The sequence below is a fragment of the Nocardiopsis sp. NPDC055824 genome (assembly GCF_053616335.1).
In genome coordinates this window covers 22,041-41,773 of sequence record NZ_JBSHDN010000035.1, presented here as the reverse complement: position 1 = coordinate 41,773, position 19,733 = coordinate 22,041, and the positions used below count along the sequence as shown (strand labels likewise).

The following is a 19,733-nucleotide window of genomic DNA, read 5'->3' as shown; positions in this document are numbered from 1 at the left end:
GGTCCCCCGGACGCGTCAGCCGAACAGCCGGTCGGTGGGGGCGTCCACCGCCTCCAGGACGCGGCCGGTGAAGTACACCGTGCCCAGGGCCAGGACCCGGCGGCCGAGCGCCGCCAGGGCCGCCGCGGTCAGGTCCGCGGCGTCCATGCGGCCCCAGTGCGGGGGCAGGGCGTGCTCGAAGCGCAAGTGGGCCTCGGGCAGGCGCACGGCCGTCACGGGCAGGCCGCCCAGGACCTCCACGGCGCCGGAGACGTCCTTGTGGTCCGGCAGGCACAGCAGCACGTGGTCCACCCCGCCCCACAGGCCGCGCGCGTGGGCCAGGGCCGCCGCGACGCCGACGCGGTCGATGGCCGAGTCCACCACCACCTCCGCGTCCGGGGCCTCCCCGCCGGGCGCCCTCCCCGCCGGGAGCGGCACAGTGTGCCGGGACAGCCGCCCCGGGAGGCGGACGGTCGCCAGAACGCCGTGCAGGGTCCTCCGGTCCGGTCCCGGGATCCCGAGGTGCTCCAGCATCCGCGCGGCGGCGGCCGTGCCCAGGACCCCGGAGGCCGCCGACAGGCCCGGCGGCCGCAGCGCGGGCGGCGGCTCCGTCCCCTCCGCCTCCGGATCGACGACCTCGGCCCCCACCCTCCCACCGGTCGCGTCGGCCAGCGCCGCGTCGATCTCGGCGGCCACCTCGGGGGTCTGCGGAAGACGCACCAGGGCCCGGGTCCGCTCCCCGGCGACCAGGGTCTTCTCCCGGGCGATCTCGACCACGTCGGCGCCGAGGACGCCCACGTGCTCGGCGAAGACCTTCCCGAGCGCGACGACCTCCGGGCCCGCCAGGCGCAGCTCGTCGCGGCGCCCGCCCATACCGGCCTCGAGGACGCACACGTCGGCGCCCGCCTCCCGCGCACGCAGGAGCCCGGCGACCAGGAACAGGCCGCTCGGCGCCAGGTAGCCCCCCGACTCCTCCACCGTCGGCAGGTCACGGCGCGCGGCGTCGATCCGCGCGCCCAGGGCGTCCAGAACCGCGTCGTCCACCGACGTCCCGTCCACCCGCACGCGTTCGCGGTAGGAGCGGAAGCTCGGCCCCGTCACCAGGACGGTGCGCAGGCCGGCCGCCGACAGGGCGGCCGCCGCCGTCGTCGCTGTACTGCCCTTGCCCTTGGAGCCGACGACCCCCAGCACGGGGGTGCGGTCGGCGTCCAGGCCGAGGGCGGCCAGGAGCGCCGAGGCGCGTCCCAGGCTGCGTGTCTGTCCGGGGCGGCGTTCCGCCCACTCGGTGAAGAAGGGGTCAAGGCTCGGCATCCCCCAAGTATGGTCTGTGCGACATCGGCCGCCGGACCCCTCACCCGGAGTCCGGGCCCAGGTGGGGGCGCGTACACTGGCGCGGGTGTACACCCCGACCACTGAGACACCGTGAGCGGCGTGAGCGCCGAGCAGCGCTACGCCGAGGTGACCGCCGAGATCCTCTCCCGCGCACCCGAGTCCGACATCGATCCCCGCCTGGACCGCGTCCGCACCCTGCTGGATCTGCTGGGTGACCCCCATCGCAACTTCCGGGTCATCCACGTCACGGGGACGAACGGCAAGACGTCCACCGCGCGCATGATCGACGCGCTCATGCGCGCCAGGGGCCTGCGCGTGGGCCGCTACACCAGCCCGCACCTGCGCACCGTGCGCGAGCGCATCGTCGTCGACGGGGAGCCCGTCTCCCAGGAGCGGTTCGTCGAGACCTACGACGACATCCGCCCCTACATCGACATGGCCGACGAGATGAACGACGCGCCCCTGTCGTTCTTCGAGATCCTCACCGTGATGGCCTACGCGGCCTTCGCGGACAGCCCCGTGGACGTCGCCGTGGTCGAGGTGGGCATGGGCGGCCGCTGGGACGCCACCAACGTCGTCGACGGCGACGTGGCCGTGGTGACCCCGATCGGCATCGACCACACCGACTACCTGCCCGACACCCTGCACGGCATCGCCGAGGAGAAGTCCGGCATCATCAAGCCCGGCTCCGTGGCGGTCCTGGCCCAGCAGCCGGTGTCCGCGGCGGAGGTCCTCCTCCGCAACGCCGCCGAGGTGGGGGCCCAGGTGGCCCGCGAGGGGCTGGAGTTCGGCGTCACCTCCCGCGAGGTGGCCGTCGGCGGCCAGCAGCTCGCCCTCAAGGGCCTCACCCGGGACTACGAGGACCTGTTCCTCCCCCTGTTCGGCGCCCACCAGGCGGGGAACGCGGCCGTGGCCGTCGCCGCCGTGGAGGCGTTCGCGTCCGCGGGGGAGGACGCCGAGGGGCTCGACCCGGCGATGGTCGCCGAGGCCCTGGCCGGAGTGGACTCCCCGGGGCGCATGGAGGTCGTGCGCACCAGCCCGACCGTCATCGCCGACGCGGCGCACAACCCCGCCGGGATGACCGCCACCGCGGCCGCGGTGGGGGAGGCCTTCAGCTTCTCCCGCCTGGTGGGCGTCGTCGCGATCATGGCCGACAAGGACGTCGAGGGGATCCTCGACCCCCTCGAACCACTGCTTGACGAGATCGTCGTCACCCGTAACTCCTCACCGCGTTCCCTCGGACCGGAGCAGTTGGGCCACCTCGCCCGACAGGTCTTCGGGGACGACCGTGTGCACGTGGTTCCCCGACTCGACGACGCCATCGACCGGGCCGTCGGCCTGGCCGAGGAGGGCGGAGAGCTCGGCGGTACCGGTGTGCTGGTCACCGGGTCGGTCGTCACCGCGGGTGACACCGTCCACCTGCTGCGCGGTTCCGGCGAGTGACGGGCGGGGCGACACACTACGAAGGGAACCCGCTGTGCGCGTAGTCTGCGCCGTCGTCCTGCTGTTCGAGGCCATCGTGATCGGCCTCTTCATCCCCGTCGCCATCTCCCTGGAGGGGATGGAGCCGGCCACAGCCGCGAGCCTGTGGGGCGGCATGGCCGCCGTCGCCCTGGTGCTCTCCGGCCTCCAGAAGCGCACCTGGGCGCACTACGCCGCCTGGGCGCTGCAGGCCGCGTTCCTGTTCACCTCCTTCCTGGTGTCCGGGGCGATGCTCATCGCGGTCGTGTTCGTGTCCCTGTGGGTGACCGGAGTGGTCATGGGCCGCCGCACCGACGAGATGAAGGCCGCGCACGCGGCCCGCGCCGAGGCCGAGGCGGCCGCCTCCGGGGACGGGGGCGGGGAGGGTTCGGCGACCACCGCGTCGCCGCGGCAAACGCGATAGTGTGACGCACGTCCGGACAGGCGGCCGGTCCCCTCGGGAGGGTTCTCCCCCTTCGCGGCCCCGCTTCCGTGACCCACCACCCGAACCTCCGCGTGCGGCCTACGCCGTGGGCGATCGCCCACGCGCCACGCGGAGTCCCAGTGAGGAGTTGACACGCACGTGGAGCGCACTCTCGTTCTCATCAAGCCGGACGGCGTCCGCCGCAGCATCGTCGGCGAGGTCATCTCGCGCATCGAGCGCAAGGGCCTGAAGCTCGCCGCGATGGAGCTGCGCACGCTCGACGCCGAGACCGCCCGGACGCACTACGAGGAGCACGCGGAGCGCCCGTTCTTCGGCTCCCTCGTGGAGTTCATCACCGGCGGTCCCCTGGTCGCCCTGGTGGTCGAGGGCGAGCGCGCCGTGGAGGCCTTCCGGGCCCTGGCCGGCGCCACCGACCCGGTGACCGCCGCGCCCGGCACCGTCCGCGGCGACTTCGCGCTGGAGGTCCAGCAGAACATCGTGCACGGTTCGGACTCCACCTACTCGGCGGAGCGCGAGATCAAGCTGTTCTTCCCCGACCTGTAGGGGCCGGGCGGCCGCGGACCCTACGGCATGGGGTCCGCGGCCCGGTAGTCGACTTCTCATGGTTCGTCCGGTGACGAGGCATCAATTCGGTGTGTTTGCGTAACGGAGTAAGTGCTGACCGTTACGATGCGGGGGACTGAATACCTATCGTGCCGGAACGACTACGTATGGTCGCCCCGTGCAACCACGTCCGACACGGCGCCTCTGAGGACGTTACATGCCGAACAACCTTGCTTTTCTCGGCCGGGACATGGCCGTCGACCTGGGAACCGCCAACACGCTCGTGTACGTGCGCGGACGCGGCATCGTTCTGAACGAACCATCGGTGGTCGCACTCAACACGTCCACGGGAAAGATCGTCGCGGTCGGCATCGAGGCCAAGCAGATGATCGGCCGAACGCCGAACAACATCACCGCCATCCGCCCCCTCAAGGACGGCGTCATCGCCGACTTCGAGATCACCGAGCGGATGCTGCGCTACTTCATCCAGAAGATCCACCGGCGACGCCACTTCGCGAAACCGCGCATCATCGTCGCGGTCCCCAGCGGCATCACCTCGGTCGAGCACCGCGCCGTCAAGGAGGCGGGCTACCAGGCGGGCGCCCGCAGGGTCTACATCATCGAGGAGCCCATGGCCGCCGCCATCGGCGCCGGGCTCCCCGTGCACGAGCCCACCGGCAACATGGTCGTGGACATCGGCGGCGGCACCACCGAGGTGGCCGTCATCTCCATGGGCGGCATCGTCACCTCGCAGTCCATCCGCGTCGGCGGGGACGAGCTGGACCAGGCGATCATGACCTTCGTCAAGAAGGAGTACTCCCTGATGATCGGGGAGCGCACCGCCGAGGAGCTCAAGATCGCCATCGGCTCCGCCTACCCGACCGGACCCGAGGAGCTCCACGCCGAGGTGCGCGGACGCGACCTCGTCAGCGGGCTCCCCAAGACCGTCGTGCTCTCCGAGGGCGACGTCCGCCAGGCCATCGAGGAACCCGTCACCGCCATCGTCGACGCGGTCCGCACCAGCCTCGACAAGTGCCCCCCGGAGCTGTCCGGCGACATCATGGACCGGGGCGTGGCCGTGACCGGGGGCGGAGCACTGCTGCGCGGCCTGGACGACCGGCTCCTGCACGAGACGGGCATGCCCATCCACGTCGCCGAGAACGCGCTCGACTCCGTCGCGGTCGGATCCGGCACCTGCGTCGAGAACTACGAGAGGCTGCACCAGGTCCTCGTCCCGGAACGGCGGCGATGACATGCTCCGCGACTCACCGAGATCCCGGCTGGTCCTCGCCCTGCTGGTCGCGGCGGCCGTGGTCCTGCTCGTCCTGGACGCCCGGCCCGGCGCCGATCCCGTGACCTCCGTGGCCCGGGCGGGAGGCGAACTCGTGTTCGCCCCCGCCGCGGCCGGGGTCGGCTGGGCCGCCGCGCCCGCGGTCACCCTCTACGACGGCCTGCGCGAGGGGCCCCGGGCCGCCGCGCGCGTCGCCGAGCTGGAGGAGGCCAACGCCGCGCTGGAGGCCGAACTCCAGGCCGCCCGCATCGACCGCAACCGGTCCGACCAGCTCGACGACCTCCTGCACCTGTCCGGCCTCGGCGCCTACGAGGTGGTCCCCGCCCAGGCGGTCACCCGGTCCACCGCACGCGGTTACGCGCACACGGTCACCATCGACACCGGCACGGAGTCCGGTGTCCGCCCGGACATGACCGTCGTCAACGGATCCGGCCTGGTGGGGCGCGTGGTCGAGGCCGGCCCCCGCACCGCCACCGTCATGCTCGCCACCGACGTCAAGTCGGCGGTCGGGGCCCGCCTGGAATCCACCCGCAAGATCGGCGTGGTCAACGGCGGCTCCGTCCCGGGCGGACCCGAGGCCGACCTCACCCTGGAGCTGTTCGACATGGAGGCGCCGGTGGAGGCCGGCGACCGGATCGTGACGCTCGGATCCCACGAGGGCGCGCCCTTCGTCCCCGGAGTGCCCATCGGCACCGTCGACGAGGTGCAGGTCGCGCCGGGAGCGCTCAGCCGTATCGCCCGCCTCACCCCGGCCGTGGACTTCGCGTCCCTGGACGTGGTGGGCGTCGTCGTGGCGGGTCCCGACGACGACCCGCGGGACTCGGTGCTGCCGCCCAAGCCGAAGAAGCCCGAGAAGTCCGAGAAGCCCGAGGGAGAGCAGTGATGAGGTCCGCAGCGACCCTGGTCATGGTGGCCGCCGCCGTCCTCGCCCAGGCCACGATCGTCAACCGGCTCCCGTTCGCGTGGGGCCCCGGCCCCGATCTGGTGGTCGCGGCCGTCGTCGCGGTCGCCCTGACCACCAGCCCGGCCGCCGCGGCCGCGTGCGGTTTCGGTGCGGGCCTGGCCATGGACCTGCTGCCGCCCGCCGAGCACGCCGTCGGCCGCTACGCCCTCGTGCTGTGCCTGGCCGCCTACCTCGTCGCCCTGCTGCGCCGCAACACCGGGGCCCCGGGCGCGGTGGGTTCGCGCACCTCCGGCTGGGCGGCCGTCGGCGCCACCGCCGCCACCGCGCTGGGGGTGGGGGCCGGGTACGCGGCCGTCGGCCTCCTCATGGGCGACCAGCACATGACCCCGGCGGCCGTCGGGACCGGCGTCGGGGTGGGCGCGGCCCTCACGGTGCTCGTCGCACCGCTGGTCACCCTCCCCGTCCTGTGGGTGCGCGAGACACTCGCGGACAGCGAGTTCGCCACCGTCCAGGGCCCCATGGCCCCGGGAGGGTGGTGAGCCGTGCGCAAGCCGCCGTTCGACCCGACGCTCCCGGGGCCCAGGCTCGGCCGTGCCGGTCTGATCACCGCCCAGGTCCTGGTCCTGGTCCTGTTCGCCGTGCTGACCGCGCGCCTGTGGTACCTCCAGGTGCCCATGTCCGACCACTACCGCGACCTCGCGGTGGCCAACCACCACCAGCAGCTGATCGTCCCCGCGACGCGGGGACAGATCCTCGACGCCACCGGTAGGCCCCTGGTCAACAACCGGACCGAGCTGGTGGTCTCGGCCGACTACCACGAGCTCATGGGCATGGAGGACTCCGGCGAGAAGGTCCTGACCGACCTGTCCGAGGTCCTCGACGTCCCGGTGCGCGAGCTCCATCAGCGCATGCGCCTGTGCGGACCCGAGGTTGAGCGCCCCTGCTGGCCGGGCTCGCCCTACCAGCCGGTCACGCTCGCCGAGGACGTGGAGCCCTCGATCGCCCTCCAGATCATGGAGAGCGCCGACGACTTCCCCGGTGTCACCGCCCAGGCGCACGCCGTCCGCGAGTACCCCTACGGCGCGCACGCCGGACAGATCCTCGGCTACCTGCAGCCCGTCACCCAGGAGGAACTGGACGCCCGGGAGGAGCTGCGGACGCAGTTCACCGGTATCGACCAGGTGGGACGCGACGGCCTGGAAGCGGTCTACGACGCCGAGCTGCGGGGGACCGCGGGCCTGCGGACACTGGGGGTGAACAACCACGGCGAGGTGATGGACGTGATCTCCGACCGCCTGCCCGTGGCCGGCTCGCACCTGGTCACCCACCTCGACGTCGGCGTGCAGAAGATCGCCGAGGAGGCTCTGAAGGAGGGGATGGAGGCCGCCCGGCCCAGGTACAGGGCGGACTCCGGCGCCGCGATCGTCATGGACGTGCGCAACGGCGGCATCGTCGCGATGGCCAGCCTCCCGACCTACGACCCCGGCGTCTGGCAGGGCGGCATCGACCAGGAGACCTTCGACGAGATGCTCAGCGAGGAGGCGGGCGAGCCCATGCTCTCCCGTGCCGTGCAGGGCCAGTACCCGCCAGGGTCCACGTTCAAGATCTCGTCCCTGTCGGCCGCGGTGGAGAACGGCTTCTCGCTGCGCAGCACCTACGCCTGCCCCGGCTCGGTCAACATCGCCGGCCAGAACTACCAGAACTACGCGGGCGGCGGCCACGGGGCGCTGTCGCTGCACCAGGCCATCGTTGTCTCCTGCAACACCATCTTCTACAACTTCGGCTACCAGCTGTGGCTCAAGGACGGCGGGCTCAGGCCCGAGGGCGAGCCGACCGAGGCCATGGCCACCATGGCGCGGGGCTACGGCTTCGGGGCGCCGACCGGCATCGACCTGCCGTACGAGACCGGCGGCCGCATCCCCGACCGCGAGTGGAAGCGCACCTTCTGGGCGCAGACCCGGGAGAACAACTGCTACCGGGGCGAGCACGGATACCCGGAGGTCGCCGAGACCAACCCGTCGCACGCCTCCTACCTCAAGCGCCTCGCCCACGAGCAGTGCGTGGAGGGCTTCGAGTGGCGTGCGGGCGAGGCGGTGAACTTCGCGATCGGCCAGGGCGACGTCCTGGTCAGCCCGTTGCAGCTGACCCGGGCCTACGCCGCCATCGCGAACGGGGGCACGCTGTACGAGCCCCGCGTGGCCAAGGCGCTGGTCGCCGCGGACGGCAGCTCCGTCGAGGAGATCGAACCGGTCGTGGCCGGGCGGGTCCCCGTCAAGGACGAGACGATCGAGTACCTCCAGAAGGCGCTCACCGAGGTCACCAAGTCCGGTACCGGCCGCGGAGCCTTCGCGGAGTTCCCGCAGGACGACGTGTCCATCGCGGGCAAGACCGGCAGCGCCGACGCGCAGGAGCGCCAGGTGTCGTCCTGGTTCGCCTCCTACGCGCCGGCCGACGACCCGCAGTTCGCGGTGGTCGTCTTCGTCTCCCAGGGCGGAACGGGCGGTGAGACGTCCGCGCCCATCGCCCGCAAGATCTACGAGGGCATCTACGGGTTCTCCGGGAAGAAGGACAAGGACGACGACTCCGGCGGCGGCGAGCCCGCGCTCCCGGGCGGCAAGCCCTACTCGGAGCTGCCCGTGGTGCGTTCCGACGGTTCCATCGAAGTGTTGGATCGGTAGGCCATGAGCACACACACGGGCGCGCCGCTGTCGGGCCGCCGGACCGGCTTCGGCTCCGGCGCCGTCATGGCGGCCGGGGCGGCGCGCCGCCTGGACTGGGTCCTGATCGTCTCGGTGGCGGTGCTCTGCGCCATCGGCTCACTGCTGGTGTGGTCGGCGACCCTGCCCGGCGACGGCGGGGACCCGATGGACTCCACCGGCCACCTCCGCCGCCACCTGGCCCACCTGGCGGTGGCGTGGGTGGCGTGCCTGGTCGTCGCCTCGGTGGACTTCCGGACCGTGCGGGCGTACGCGCCCATCGTCTACGTGGCCACGGCGGTCGCCCTGGTCCTGGTGCTCACCCCGCTGGGTGCGGTGATCAACGGGTCGCGCGGGTGGATCGTGGTCGGGGCGTTCCAGTTCCAGCCGAGCGAGCTGGCCAAGGTCGGGCTCGTCCTGGTCCTGGCCACGCTCCTGGGCGAGCCGCGCGACGGCGAGAGCAGGCCGATGACCAGGGACGTCCTGTTCTGCCTGCTGGTCCTGGCGGTGCCGCTGGCCCTGGTGATGCTCCAGCCCGACCTGGGCACGACGCTGGTCCTCGGGGCGATCTTCCTGGGGATGCTCACGCTCTCGGGCGCGCCGTTCGTCTGGGTGGCCGGCATGCTCGCGTGCGGCGTCGCCGCGGTGTTCTGCGTGTTCTGGTTCGACCTCCTGGAGCCCTACCAGCTGGACCGCCTCGCCACCCTGGTGGACCCGTCCGCGGACCCGCAGGGCGCCGGGTACAACTCCAACCAGGCGCTCATCGCGGTGGGCTCGGGCGGGTTCAACGGGACCGGGCTGTTCCAGGGGGAGCAGACGCACGGCAGGTTCGTGCCGGAGCAGCACACGGACTTCATCTTCACGGTCGCCGGGGAGGAGCTGGGGTTCGCGGGGGCGGCCCTGGTCATCGCGCTGTTCGCCGTGGTCCTCTGGCGGATCCTGCGGATCGCCCTGGGATGCGACCAGCCCTACCCCCGCCTGCTGTGCGTGGGGGTGGCGGCGTGGTTCGGCTTCCAGACCTTCATCAACATCGGCATGGGGCTGGGGGTCATGCCCGTGACCGGCCTGCCGCTGCCGTTCGTGTCCTACGGCGGCACCGCGATCATGGCGAACATGCTGGGGCTGGGCCTGGTGCTGGGGATCAACTCCCGGGACCGGGGGTTCGAGTAGCGGTCGTGCGGCCCGCGACCGGGGCCCGGGGAGGGGCCGCCCTCCCCGGGCCCCGCCCGTCCCGGCCGGCGGCGCACCCCGCGGGCGTCCCGGCGGGCCCCTCGGGGAACGCCGACCGGCCCTGTGGACGGCCCGGGCCGGAGCCCTCCGGGCCGGTAGCCTGGGAACCTCCGGGCGGTCGCGCTCCAGCGGCTCCGCCGCCCGCTCCCGCCCCGGCGGGGGACAACACGCGTTCTGACACGATGTCCGCCGAACGAAGGCCCGCACCATGTCCGTCGAAAGCCTGTTTCCGCGCCTGGAACCCCTCCTGACCAAGGTGGGCAAGCCCATCCAGTACGTCGGGGGCGAACTCAACTCCGTGGTCAAGGAGTGGGACGGGGCCAGGGTCCGCTGGGCCCTCATGTATCCGGACGCCTACGAGGTGGGCGTGCCCAACCAGGGCGTGCAGATCCTGTACGAGGTCCTCAACGAGCGCGAGGGGGTGCTCGCCGAGCGCGCCTACGCGGTGTGGCCGGACCTGGAGGAGCTGATGCGCGAGCACGGCGTCCCGCACTTCACCGTGGACGCCCACCGGCCGCTGGCCGCCTTCGACGTGCTCGGGATCAGCTTCGCCAGCGAGATGGGCTACACCAACATGCTCACCGCGCTGGACCTGGCCGGGATCCCGCTGCGCTCCCGCGACCGCACCGACGACCACCCGATCGTGCTCGCCGGGGGGCACGCGGCGTTCAACCCCGAGCCGATCGCCGACTTCCTGGACGCGGTGGTCCTGGGCGACGGGGAGGAGATCAGCCTCGCCGTCACCGAGACCGTCCGCGCCTTCAAGGACGAGGGCCGGCCGGGCGGGCGCGACGGGCTGCTGCTGCGGCTGGCCGCGTCCGGCGGCGTGTACGTACCGCGCTTCTTCGACGTGGCCTACCACGGGGACGGGCGGATCGCCTCGTACACGCCCAACCGGCCCGGGGTCCCCGGCACGGTCCAGAAGCACACCGTGATGGACCTGGACGGGTGGCCCTACCCCAAGAGGCCGATCGTGCCCACGGCGGAGTCCGTGCACGAGCGGTACAGCGTGGAGATCTTCCGCGGCTGCACGCGGGGCTGCAGGTTCTGCCAGGCCGGGATGATCACGCGGCCGGTGCGCGAGCGCAGCCGGGAGACCGTCACGAGCATGGTCGAGGAGGGCGTGGCCGCGTCCGGGTTCCAGGAGGTGGGGCTCCTGTCGCTCTCCAGCGCCGACCACAGCGAGATCGGCGACATCGCCAAGGGGCTCGCGGACCGGTACGAGGGCACCAACACGGGCCTGTCCCTGCCCTCCACGAGGGTCGACGCGTTCAACATCGACCTCGCCAACGAGCTGACCCGCAACGGGCGCAGGTCGGGGCTGACCTTCGCGCCCGAGGGCGGCAGCGAGCGGATGCGCCGGGTGATCAACAAGATGGTCACCGAGGAGGACCTGATCCGGACCGTCACCGCCGCGTACGCGGCCGGGTGGCGGCAGGTGAAGCTGTACTTCATGTGCGGTCTGCCCACCGAGGAGGACGAGGACGTCCTCGCCATCGCCGACCTCGCGGCAGAGGTCATCCGGACCGGCCGGGAGGTGACCGGGCGCAAGGACATCCGGTGCACGGTCTCCATCGGCGGGTTCGTGCCCAAGCCCCAGACGCCCTTCCAATGGGCAGCCCAGACGCCGCACGAGGTCGTGGACGCACGGCTGCGCAAGCTGCGCGACGCGCTGCGGGGCGACCGCAGGTACGGCAAGTCCATCGGTCTGCGCTACCACGAGGGCCGCCCGTCCGTGGTGGAGGGCCTGCTGTCCCGGGGCGACCGCCGGGTGGGCCGGGTCATCGAGGAGGTGTGGCGCTCCGGAGGCCGGTTCGACGGCTGGAGCGAGCACTTCTCGTACGAGCGCTGGGAGCGGGCGGCCGTAACCGGACTGGCCGGCCTCCCGGTGGACCTCGACTGGTTCACGACCCGCGAGCGCGACGAGGAGGAGGTCCTGCCCTGGGACCACCTGGACGCGGGCCTCGACCGGTCGTGGCTGTGGCAGGACTGGCAGGACTCCCTGCACGGAGAGGAGTCGCTGGAGGTCGACGACTGCCGGTGGACCCCCTGCTACGACTGTGGGGTCTGTCCGAGTATGGGCACCAATATCCAGATCAACGCGCCGGCCGAGGGGCGCCCCCTGCTCCCGCTGACCGTCGAGTAGCCGCGTGCTCCGCCGCCGGCCGGGAGGACCCGGCTAGAGTCGGACGACTGTCCCGGTTGCCATGGCGGCGCCGGGACGGGCATCCCGTTGGTCGACGGCCCGTGCGCGGGCCCTGGGGGCGACAGTGCGAGCCGACGCGAGACGCAACCGCGAGAAGGTCCTGCGCGCGGCCTTCGAGGCCTTCGCCTCCGAGGGGCTGTCCGTCACCGTCCACGAGATCGCCCGGCGCGCCGGCGTGGGGGCCGGAACCGTCAGCAGGCACTTCCCCACCAAGGAGTCCCTCTACGGGGCCATCGTGCTCAGCCGGATGGAGCGCCTCGTGGGCGCGGCGAGGGCCTTCGCGCAGGAGGAGGCGCCGGGCGACGCCCTCGCCTCCTTCTTCGCGTTCGTGGTCGACGAGGGAGCGCTCGACCACGGGCTCGGCGAGGCGCTCCGAGGCGGCGGGTTCGACGTCGCCGCCGCGGTCCGCGGCACCGGCCACGACGTGGTGGCGGCGCTCGGCGAACTCCTCGCCGCGGCGCAGGAGGCGGGGGAGGTCCGCGACGACGTGGACGCCGCCGACGTCAAGGCGCTGATGGAGGGGTGCATGACCAGGGAGCGCGGGGGGACCGACGAGGCCGCGCGGCGCCGCACCGTGGCCGTGGTGCTGGCGGGGCTGCGTCCGCCCGCCTGACCGCCGTACCGGGCACGCCCCCGGGAACGGGGGAACCCCTGCTCCGCCGGGGGACGGCGGAGAACAGGGGTGCTCATGGCACGGGAGAGCGGGGTCGCTCACAGTGGCGTCAGGGCTACAGGAGTAGGATTCGCGCTCCGGGCGCTCTCTCGACCCTGTGGAGGGGAGTGGCCCGGGGAGAAGGTGTACGGCCCGGCGCCCCGCTCGCGCCGGGCCGTACGAGTAATAAGACTCGCGGGGTGCGCGGGGGGTTGCCATCTCCAGAAGATTTTCTTCGGATTTTTTTTCGGCGGCTCCGCGTTCAGGTGGTGAACACCGGTTCAGTGTCCGCTCCGAGACCTCGGGGACTTTTCGACCGCAGGTCAGTGGGGGAGATACCGGTATGCGTAGTCCTGCTGGCGCATGTGCACCACGGCGCACCGTACGCTGAGCAGGACGAGGAACAGCCCCTTCGAGGTCGCTCCGCCGACCACACCTGGGGGCATGAGGAAAGGAGTTGAGCTGCCCCCCGCACCCGAGGGCACCACCTCACCCTCCACCGCCAAGCCGGGACAGCGGCTTCGTGTCCGCTACGCCAAGCGCGGGCGCATGAGGTTCGCGAGTCACCGCGACATCGCCCGGGCGTTGGAACGGGCCCTGCGCAGGGCCTCCGTGCCCATGGCGTTCTCCGCCGGCTTCTCGCCTCACCCCAAGGTCTCCTACACGGGAGCGGCCCCCACCGGGGTCGCCAGCGAGGCGGAGTACCTTGAACTCGTCCTGGCCGAGGCACGCGAACCCGAACGGGTCCGAGCCGACATCGACGCCGCGATGCCCGAGGGCATCGACGTGGTCGAGGTCGTCGAGGCCCGGCATGCCGGGCTCGCGGATCGGCTCCAGGCCTCCGCTTGGCAGGTGGAGATGGACGGCGTCGACCCCGATGACGCCGCCAGGGCGGTGGCCGCCTACGCGGCCGCCGACAGTGTCGAGGTGGAGCGGATGACGAAGAAGGGTCGTCGCCGCTTCGACACACGACCGGCAGTGGTTCGTATCGACGTGTGCAGCGGATCCCACGGGCGCGTCCCAGGGGAACACGACACGGCATATGCCATACTTCGGATGGTTGTACGGCACACGACACCTGCTGTCCGACCAGACGACGTGCTGACCGGACTCCTCCGAGTGGCCGACCTCGCGCCGCCGTCATCACCCGTGATGACCCGGCTGGCGCAGGGGCCGCTGGACGAGGCGACAGGCGCGATCGCGGACCCGCTCACCGAGGACCGGCCCGAAGCTCTCACGAGCCCCGGACCCGCGAACGACAACGCGGACGAGCGGCGCGACGACGCACCACGGCCGTCAACGCCCATGGACGGGACCGCGCGGATGTGCGGCCCCGAAGCGGGGAACATGGGCGAAACCACAGGACTTCGCCCCGACGGCACCCCGGTGCCGTCGGCGGTGACACAGCGACGACAGTTCTCGTGAGCCGCGCCGGCGACCGAAAGGCCGCAGCGCGCCCGAGGACTTTGACGGGAGACCGCCCGGATGCTCGACAACGAGCCCAACGACGGTGCCGAGAGCACCGCGGGTACAACTGAAGCAAGCGCTCGCAAGGCGGCGCCCCCCGGCGGGGGAGGTGAGGTGCGTGTGACCACGCCGGCGCCGGTACGCGGCGTCCGCCGCGCGGCCGGACCGCCCCCGGAGCCGGACGACGTCTTCACCCCGCCCTCGATGCCCGTCACCTCGCTCGCCGGTTCCGGCGAGGGGGGCACGGTCAAGACGGCGGTGTCCACCACCGCCCGCAGGCGCACCGTGCGCGCCGCGGGCCGTCCCGACGAGGACCCGGCCCCGCGCCGCAGCCGCACCCGCGCCACCGCGGACACGGAGCCCGCGACCGCGCGGACCGCGGCCGAGGACTCCGCCGAGCGCGGCGACAAGGCCGCCGACACCCCTGACACCGCGGGGTCCGCCCGGACCCGCGGCCGGTCCCGTGCGCGCACGCGCGCGTCCGAGGCCGCCGAGACGCCCGAGGCGATCCCCGCCCAGGAGGACGAGGAGACCGCCGAGCAGGGTGGCGGCAGCGTCTTCCAGGCGCCCGCCATGCTGTTCCAGCCGCCGGTGGCCAGTGCCTCCCCGGCGCCCGTCGCCGACCCCTCCGCGGAAGAGGACGACGAGGACGAGGACGACGAGGAGGCCGAGGACACGGCCGACCGGTCCTCCGACGCAGAGGAGACCGGCGACCCCTCCGACGACCGTCCGAGCCGCCGTCGCCGCCGCCGGGGCGGCCGCGGCCGCGGCCGGTCCCGCTCCGGTGACGAGGCCGAGGGCGAGGCCCCCGAGCCCGCCGCGGAGAAGCCCGAGCGGCGCAGGAGCCGCGCGGCCGAGGTCGAGGCCGCCGACACCGCCGAGGACGACAACGACGTCGACGCCGAGTCCGACGAGGACACGGGGGAGGACGGCGAACGCGGCAGCAGCCGCCGTCGCCGCCGCCGTCGGCGCCGGTCCGGCGGGGGCTCGGGCGGCGAGACCACCGCCGACGACCCGCCCAACACCGTGGTCCGGGTGCGCGAGCCGCGAGCCGAGAAGCCGATCGAGGACGAGGTCCAGTCCGTCCGCGGCTCCACGCGGCTGGAGGCCAAGAAGCAGCGCCGCCGCGAGGGCCGCGAGCAGGGCCGCCGCCGCGCCCCGATCGTCACCGAGTCGGAGTTCCTGGCCCGCCGCGAGGCGGTCAAGCGCGACCTCGTCGTCCGCCGTACCGGCGACCGCACCCAGATCGCCGTCCTGGAGGACGACATCCTGGTCGAGCACTACGTCGACCGGGCCACCCACCGCTCCTACGTCGGCAACGTCTACCTGGGCCGCGTCCAGAACGTGCTGCCGTCCATGGAGGCCGCGTTCGTCGACATCGGCAAGGGCCGCAACGCCGTCCTGTACGCGGGCGAGGTCAACTGGGACTCGTTCGGCCTGGACGGCCAGCCCAAGCGCATCGAGTCGGTGCTCAAGTCCGGCCAGTCGGTCCTGGTACAGGTCACCAAGGACCCGGTCGGCCACAAGGGCGCCCGCCTGACCAGCCAGATCAGCCTGCCCGGCCGCTACCTCGTGTACGTGCCCGGCGGTTCCATGACGGGCATCAGCCGCAAGCTCCCCGACAAGGAGCGCGCACGCCTCAAGCAGATCCTCAAGAAGGTCATGCCGTCCGGCGCCGGGGTGATCGTGCGCACCGCGGCCGAGGGGGCCAGCGAGGAGGAGCTGGAGCGCGACATCACGCGCCTGGCCAAGCAGTGGGACTCGATCAAGCGCAAGTCCAAGTCGGCCAACGCGCCGTCGCTGCTCAACAGCGAGCCGGACCTCACCGTCCGGGTCGTGCGCGACGTCTTCAACGAGGACTTCTCCAGCCTGGTCGTCTCCGGCGAGGAGGCCTGGACCACCGTCCACGAGTACGTGGACTACGTGGCGCCCAACCTCGCCGAACGGCTCTCGCACTGGTCCGAGGACCGCGACGTCTTCTCCGCCTACCGCATCGACGAGCAGATCAACAAGGCCCTCGAGCGCAAGGTCTGGCTGCCCAGCGGCGGTTCCCTGGTCATCGACCGGACCGAGGCCATGACCGTGGTCGACGTCAACACCGGCAAGTTCACCGGCCAGGGCGGCAACCTGGAGGAGACGGTCACCAAGAACAACCTGGAGGCGGCGGAGGAGATCGTCCGCCAGCTCCGGTTGCGCGACATCGGCGGCATCATCGTCATCGACTTCATCGACATGGTGCTGGAGTCCAACCGGGACCTGGTGCTGCGCCGCATGCTGGAGTGCCTGTCGCGCGACCGCACCAAGCACCAGGTGGCGGAGGTCACCTCGCTGGGCCTGGTGCAGATGACCCGCAAGCGGGTCGGCCAGGGCCTTCTGGAGGCGTTCTCGCACACGTGCGAGCACTGCAGCGGGCGCGGTCTGGTGCTGTCCGGCGACCTCCTGGAGAAGGGCGCCGGCGCGGGCGGCAACGGCGGCGGGCGCAAGAAGAAGAAGGGCAAGGGCGACACCGACCAGCCCGCGGAGAAGGCGGAGAAGGCGGAGAAGCCCTCCGACGAGGGCGAGGGCGACGACGCGGCCGGGCAGGCCGAGCCGGAGCAGGAGCCCGAGCGGACCGCCGACGCCCCCGAGGCCGAGGCCGACAAGCCCGAGCAGGCCGAGGAGCAGGCCGAGCCCGCCAAGAAGACCCGCAAGCGCGCCACCCGCTCCCGCAAGGCCGCGGACGCGGCGGACGCCGAGCAGGCGGACACCGGCACGGCGGCCCAGGCGGAGGACGGGGCGGACTCCGCGCCCGCCCCCGCCGCGGACGCCGAGCCCGAGAAGGCCCCGGCGAAGAGGACCCGCACCCGGCGCACCGGAACCAAGGCCGCCCGCGCGGCGGCCGACAAGGGTGAGGCCGCGGTGCAGGACGGCGGTGGGGCGGACGCCGCAGGCGACGCCGACACCGCCGTCGGCGAGACGCCCGCCCCGGCGGAGAACGGCGACGAGGAGGCCGCGGAGCGGCCCAAGCGGCGCCGCACCCGGCGGGCCAAGACGGCGGCGGCCCCGCCGTCCGCCGTGGACGCGGGCTGACCGAGGCGGTACATACCGGCCGTGGTCCGGACGGGGGAGACCCCGTCCGAACCACGGCACGTGTGCAGGCCTGTAGCGGGCCGATGGTAATCTGATGGACGGTGCGTCGGCGCGTTCCACCACAATCGCGCGCCCCGACACCGAAGTGCTCTCCACGCAGGGTTTGTTTCCCTCAGATCCCCGCGCCCCGCTACAGGCGATCAGTGGATCGTGGAACGAGGCTTCTCCCCAACCACATGGGGGCGATCCTCCCGGCTGGCCTGGGCACAGGTACAGCCGGACCCGGACCCCGGAACTCACGTCTCGGGGATGGTCCCGAGCATTATTCGTTGAGCGAGCAGGAAGAGAGTTACCCGGTGTACGCGATCGTGCGAGCGGGCGGCCGACAGGAGAAGGTGTCTGTCGATGACGTCCTGAACATCGACAAGGTCTCCGATGAGACCGGTGCCACCATCACGTGGCAGCCCATCCTGGTCGTTGACGACGGCAACGTCATCAGCGACGCGGACAAGCTGAGCGGCTACTCGGTCACCGCCGAGATCCTCGGCGAGACCAAGGGCCCCAAGATCAACATCCTGAAGTACAAGAACAAGACCGGTTACAAGAAGCGCCAGGGGCACCGCCAGAAGCACACCCAGGTGCGCGTCACCGGCATCGCGGCGAAGTAGGAGGCCTGGAGAAATGGCACATAAGAAGGGCGCTTCGTCCAGCCGTAACGGTCGTGACTCGAATGCCCAGCGCCTCGGCGTGAAGCGTTTCGGCGGTCAGTCCGTCTCGGCCGGCGAGATCCTCATCCGTCAGCGCGGCACCAAGTTCCACCCCGGCGCCAACGTCGGCCGCGGTGGCGACGACACGCTGTTCGCTCTGGTCGCCGGGCAGGTCAAGTTCGGCAACTTCCGCGGCCGCAAGGCCGTGAACATCGTCCCTGTCGCCGCCGAGTAGGTTCGCGCACGGACGTTGTGGTTTCGAGGCGGGCCAGGGAACACTGGCCCGCCTCTCGCGTTGTCACTGAGTGACACGCGTGTTCCACCAGGTCACCCGCACGGGGACCGACAAGCAACGGGGAGAGCTATGCCTGACTTCGTCGACGAGGCGGTCTTGCACGTCAAGGCCGGGAACGGCGGGCATGGCTGCGCCTCCGTGCACCGTGAGAAGTTCAAACCTCTGGGCGGCCCGGACGGCGGCAACGGCGGCCGGGGCGGCGACATCGTCCTGGAGGTCGACGCGCAGGCCGCCACCCTGCTGGACTACCAGCGCCGCCCGCACCGCAACGCCCAGAACGGCACGCCCGGCCAGGGCGGACACCGGGCCGGGGCCAACGGGGACGACCTGGTCCTCACCGTCCCCGACGGCACGGTGGTCACCCGCGCGGACGGCGAGTTCATCGCCGACCTCGTGGGACACGGCACCCGCCTGGTCCTCGCCCAGGGGGGCCACGGCGGCCTGGGCAACGCCTCGCTGGCCTCCAAGAAGCGCAAGGCGCCCGGCTTCGCCCTCAAGGGCGAGGAGGGCGAGGCCTTCGACGTGCGCCTGGAGATGAAGACCATCGCCGACGTCGGCCTGGTGGGCTTCCCCAGCGCCGGCAAGTCGTCGCTGATCGCCGCCATGTCGGCGGCCCGGCCCAAGATCGCCGACTACCCCTTCACCACGCTCGTCCCCAACCTGGGAGTGGTGGAGGCGGGCACGACCCAGTACGTGATCGCCGACGTGCCCGGGCTCATCCCCGGAGCGAGCGACGGCAAGGGCCTGGGCCTGGAGTTCCTGCGCCACATCGAGCGGTGCTCGACCCTCCTGCACGTCCTGGACTGCGCCACCTACGAGCCGGGCCGAGACCCCGTGAGCGACCTCGACGCCCTGGAGGCGGAGCTGTCCGCCTACGGCGAGCGCGCCGGGGTGGACCTGTCCGACCGGCCGCGCATCGTCGCCCTGAACAAGGTCGACGTGCCCGAGGCCCGCGAGCTCGCCGAGCTCGTCACCCCGATGCTCGTCGAGCGCGGGTACAAGGTGATGGAGGTCTCCGCCGCCTCCCGTGAGGGCCTGCGCGAGCTGTCCTTCGCCCTGGGCGAGCAGGTCGCGGCCGCACGCGGGGCCGCCCCCGCCGCCGAGCCCACCCGGATCGTGATCCGTCCCAAGATGATCGGGGACACCCCCTTCGAGGTGGTGCCGCTGGGCAACAACGCCTTCCAGGTGCGCGGGGACAAGCCCGCCCGTTGGGTGGCCCAGACGGACTTCAGCAACGACGAGGCGGTCGGCTACCTGGCCGAACGGCTCAACCGCCTCGGCATCGAGGAGCAGCTGGCCAAGGCCGGGGCCACCGAGGGCGCCGAGGTGCACATCGGCACCGAGGAGGACTCCGTGGTCTTCGACTGGGACCCGTCCATGGACGCCGAGGTCGTCCCGTCCGGCCCGCGCGGAAGCGACGCCCGGCTGGGCTGACCCGCGCGGGGACCGACGGCCC

At 72.4% G+C, this 19,733-nt stretch carries 17 protein-coding genes; 15 read left to right on the top strand and 2 right to left on the bottom strand.

Annotation, left to right across the window (positions count from 1 at the left end; all coding sequences use genetic code 11):
- Positions 1 to 15: 15 nt before the first annotated feature.
- Positions 16 to 1,290, bottom strand: a complete 1,275-nt coding sequence (locus tag ACWGL3_RS10555; RefSeq protein WP_267948596.1) for a folylpolyglutamate synthase/dihydrofolate synthase family protein — start codon at positions 1,288 to 1,290, stop codon at positions 16 to 18.
- Between the two features lie 111 nt (positions 1,291 to 1,401).
- On the opposite strand from ACWGL3_RS10555, the gene ACWGL3_RS10550 reads away from it, so the two are divergent.
- The 10 genes from ACWGL3_RS10550 (at position 1,402) to ACWGL3_RS10505 (ending at position 12,700) form a co-directional block, all read left to right on the top strand.
- A complete protein-coding gene (locus ACWGL3_RS10550; RefSeq protein WP_267948597.1) occupies positions 1,402 to 2,754 on the top strand; it encodes a bifunctional folylpolyglutamate synthase/dihydrofolate synthase in 1,353 nt (450 codons plus the stop codon).
- Positions 2,755 to 2,788: 34 nt separating this feature from the next.
- Positions 2,789 to 3,196, top strand: a complete 408-nt coding sequence (locus ACWGL3_RS10545; protein WP_267948598.1) for a DUF4233 domain-containing protein — start codon at positions 2,789 to 2,791, stop codon at positions 3,194 to 3,196.
- A gap of 159 nt (positions 3,197 to 3,355) precedes the next feature.
- A complete protein-coding gene (ndk, locus tag ACWGL3_RS10540; RefSeq protein WP_267948599.1) occupies positions 3,356 to 3,760 on the top strand; it encodes a nucleoside-diphosphate kinase in 405 nt (134 codons plus the stop codon).
- Between the two features lie 217 nt (positions 3,761 to 3,977).
- On the top strand, positions 3,978 to 5,012 hold the full coding sequence (locus ACWGL3_RS10535; protein WP_267948600.1) for a rod shape-determining protein: 1,035 nt from the start codon (positions 3,978 to 3,980) through the stop codon (positions 5,010 to 5,012).
- A gap of 1 nt (position 5,013) precedes the next feature.
- Positions 5,014 to 5,934 carry a rod shape-determining protein MreC gene (gene mreC / locus ACWGL3_RS10530; protein ID WP_267948601.1) on the top strand — a complete coding sequence of 307 codons (921 nt, stop codon included), beginning with the start codon at positions 5,014 to 5,016 and terminating at the stop codon, positions 5,932 to 5,934.
- Positions 5,934 to 6,494 (top strand): rod shape-determining protein MreD, encoded by a 561-nt coding sequence (gene mreD / locus ACWGL3_RS10525; protein WP_267948602.1) that lies wholly within the window; start codon positions 5,934 to 5,936, stop codon positions 6,492 to 6,494. Before mreC ends, mreD begins: the two co-directional genes overlap by 1 nt.
- A gap of 3 nt (positions 6,495 to 6,497) precedes the next feature.
- Entirely contained in the window at positions 6,498 to 8,633 is a 2,136-nt protein-coding gene (mrdA, locus tag ACWGL3_RS10520) for a penicillin-binding protein 2 (protein ID WP_267948603.1), read from the top strand.
- Positions 8,634 to 8,636: 3 nt separating this feature from the next.
- Positions 8,637 to 9,821: a rod shape-determining protein RodA gene (rodA, locus tag ACWGL3_RS10515; protein WP_378553311.1), complete on the top strand. Its 1,185-nt coding sequence runs from the start codon at positions 8,637 to 8,639 to the stop codon at positions 9,819 to 9,821.
- A 268-nt stretch (positions 9,822 to 10,089) separates the two neighbouring features.
- Positions 10,090 to 12,027 carry a TIGR03960 family B12-binding radical SAM protein gene (locus tag ACWGL3_RS10510; protein ID WP_267948604.1) on the top strand — a complete coding sequence of 646 codons (1,938 nt, stop codon included), beginning with the start codon at positions 10,090 to 10,092 and terminating at the stop codon, positions 12,025 to 12,027.
- Between the two features lie 124 nt (positions 12,028 to 12,151).
- Positions 12,152 to 12,700 carry a TetR/AcrR family transcriptional regulator gene (locus ACWGL3_RS10505; RefSeq protein ID WP_267948605.1) on the top strand — a complete coding sequence of 183 codons (549 nt, stop codon included), beginning with the start codon at positions 12,152 to 12,154 and terminating at the stop codon, positions 12,698 to 12,700.
- A 362-nt stretch (positions 12,701 to 13,062) separates the two neighbouring features.
- On the opposite strand, the gene ACWGL3_RS10500 is transcribed toward ACWGL3_RS10505, so the two are convergent.
- Complete coding sequence (locus tag ACWGL3_RS10500) at positions 13,063 to 13,185, bottom strand: hypothetical protein (protein WP_344183056.1); 123 nt, start codon at positions 13,183 to 13,185, stop codon at positions 13,063 to 13,065.
- A 103-nt stretch (positions 13,186 to 13,288) separates the two neighbouring features.
- Here ACWGL3_RS10500 and ACWGL3_RS10495 point away from each other — a divergent pair, with 103 nt between their 5' ends.
- The 5 genes from ACWGL3_RS10495 (at position 13,289) to obgE (ending at position 19,711) form a co-directional block, all read left to right on the top strand.
- Positions 13,289 to 14,164, top strand: coding sequence for a TIGR03936 family radical SAM-associated protein (locus ACWGL3_RS10495; protein WP_267950279.1), 876 nt, complete (start codon positions 13,289 to 13,291; stop codon positions 14,162 to 14,164).
- Between the two features lie 60 nt (positions 14,165 to 14,224).
- On the top strand, positions 14,225 to 17,275 hold the full coding sequence (locus tag ACWGL3_RS10490; protein ID WP_267948606.1) for a ribonuclease E/G: 3,051 nt from the start codon (positions 14,225 to 14,227) through the stop codon (positions 17,273 to 17,275).
- A gap of 356 nt (positions 17,276 to 17,631) precedes the next feature.
- Positions 17,632 to 17,943: a 50S ribosomal protein L21 gene (rplU, locus tag ACWGL3_RS10485; RefSeq protein ID WP_267950280.1), complete on the top strand. Its 312-nt coding sequence runs from the start codon at positions 17,632 to 17,634 to the stop codon at positions 17,941 to 17,943.
- Positions 17,944 to 17,956: 13 nt separating this feature from the next.
- Positions 17,957 to 18,217 carry a 50S ribosomal protein L27 gene (gene rpmA, locus ACWGL3_RS10480; RefSeq protein WP_150253013.1) on the top strand — a complete coding sequence of 87 codons (261 nt, stop codon included), beginning with the start codon at positions 17,957 to 17,959 and terminating at the stop codon, positions 18,215 to 18,217.
- A 129-nt stretch (positions 18,218 to 18,346) separates the two neighbouring features.
- The gene (obgE, locus tag ACWGL3_RS10475; protein ID WP_267948607.1) at positions 18,347 to 19,711 is read left to right on the top strand and encodes a GTPase ObgE; all 1,365 of its coding nucleotides are present in this window, start codon (positions 18,347 to 18,349) and stop codon (positions 19,709 to 19,711) included.
- The last annotated feature ends 22 nt before the right edge of the window (positions 19,712 to 19,733 follow it).

What these genes read in the sequence shown, in the direction of transcription:
- ACWGL3_RS10555 (WP_267948596.1), bottom strand. Translation starts at nt 1,290, where the DNA reads ATGCCGAGCCTTGACCCCTTCTTCACCGAGTGGGCGGAACGCCGCCCC.
- ACWGL3_RS10535 (WP_267948600.1), top strand. Translation starts at nt 3,978, where the DNA reads ATGCCGAACAACCTTGCTTTTCTCGGCCGGGACATGGCCGTCGACCTG.
- mreC (WP_267948601.1), top strand. Translation starts at nt 5,014, where the DNA reads ATGCTCCGCGACTCACCGAGATCCCGGCTGGTCCTCGCCCTGCTGGTC.
- mreD (WP_267948602.1), top strand. Translation starts at nt 5,934, where the DNA reads ATGAGGTCCGCAGCGACCCTGGTCATGGTGGCCGCCGCCGTCCTCGCC.
- rodA (WP_378553311.1), top strand. Translation starts at nt 8,637, where the DNA reads ATGAGCACACACACGGGCGCGCCGCTGTCGGGCCGCCGGACCGGCTTC.
- ACWGL3_RS10510 (WP_267948604.1), top strand. Translation starts at nt 10,090, where the DNA reads ATGTCCGTCGAAAGCCTGTTTCCGCGCCTGGAACCCCTCCTGACCAAG.
- ACWGL3_RS10500 (WP_344183056.1), bottom strand. Translation starts at nt 13,185, where the DNA reads ATGCCCCCAGGTGTGGTCGGCGGAGCGACCTCGAAGGGGCTGTTCCTC.
- ACWGL3_RS10495 (WP_267950279.1), top strand. Translation starts at nt 13,289, where the DNA reads ATGAGGTTCGCGAGTCACCGCGACATCGCCCGGGCGTTGGAACGGGCC.
- ACWGL3_RS10490 (WP_267948606.1), top strand. Translation starts at nt 14,225, where the DNA reads ATGCTCGACAACGAGCCCAACGACGGTGCCGAGAGCACCGCGGGTACA.
- rpmA (WP_150253013.1), top strand. Translation starts at nt 17,957, where the DNA reads ATGGCACATAAGAAGGGCGCTTCGTCCAGCCGTAACGGTCGTGACTCG.
- obgE (WP_267948607.1), top strand. Translation starts at nt 18,347, where the DNA reads ATGCCTGACTTCGTCGACGAGGCGGTCTTGCACGTCAAGGCCGGGAAC.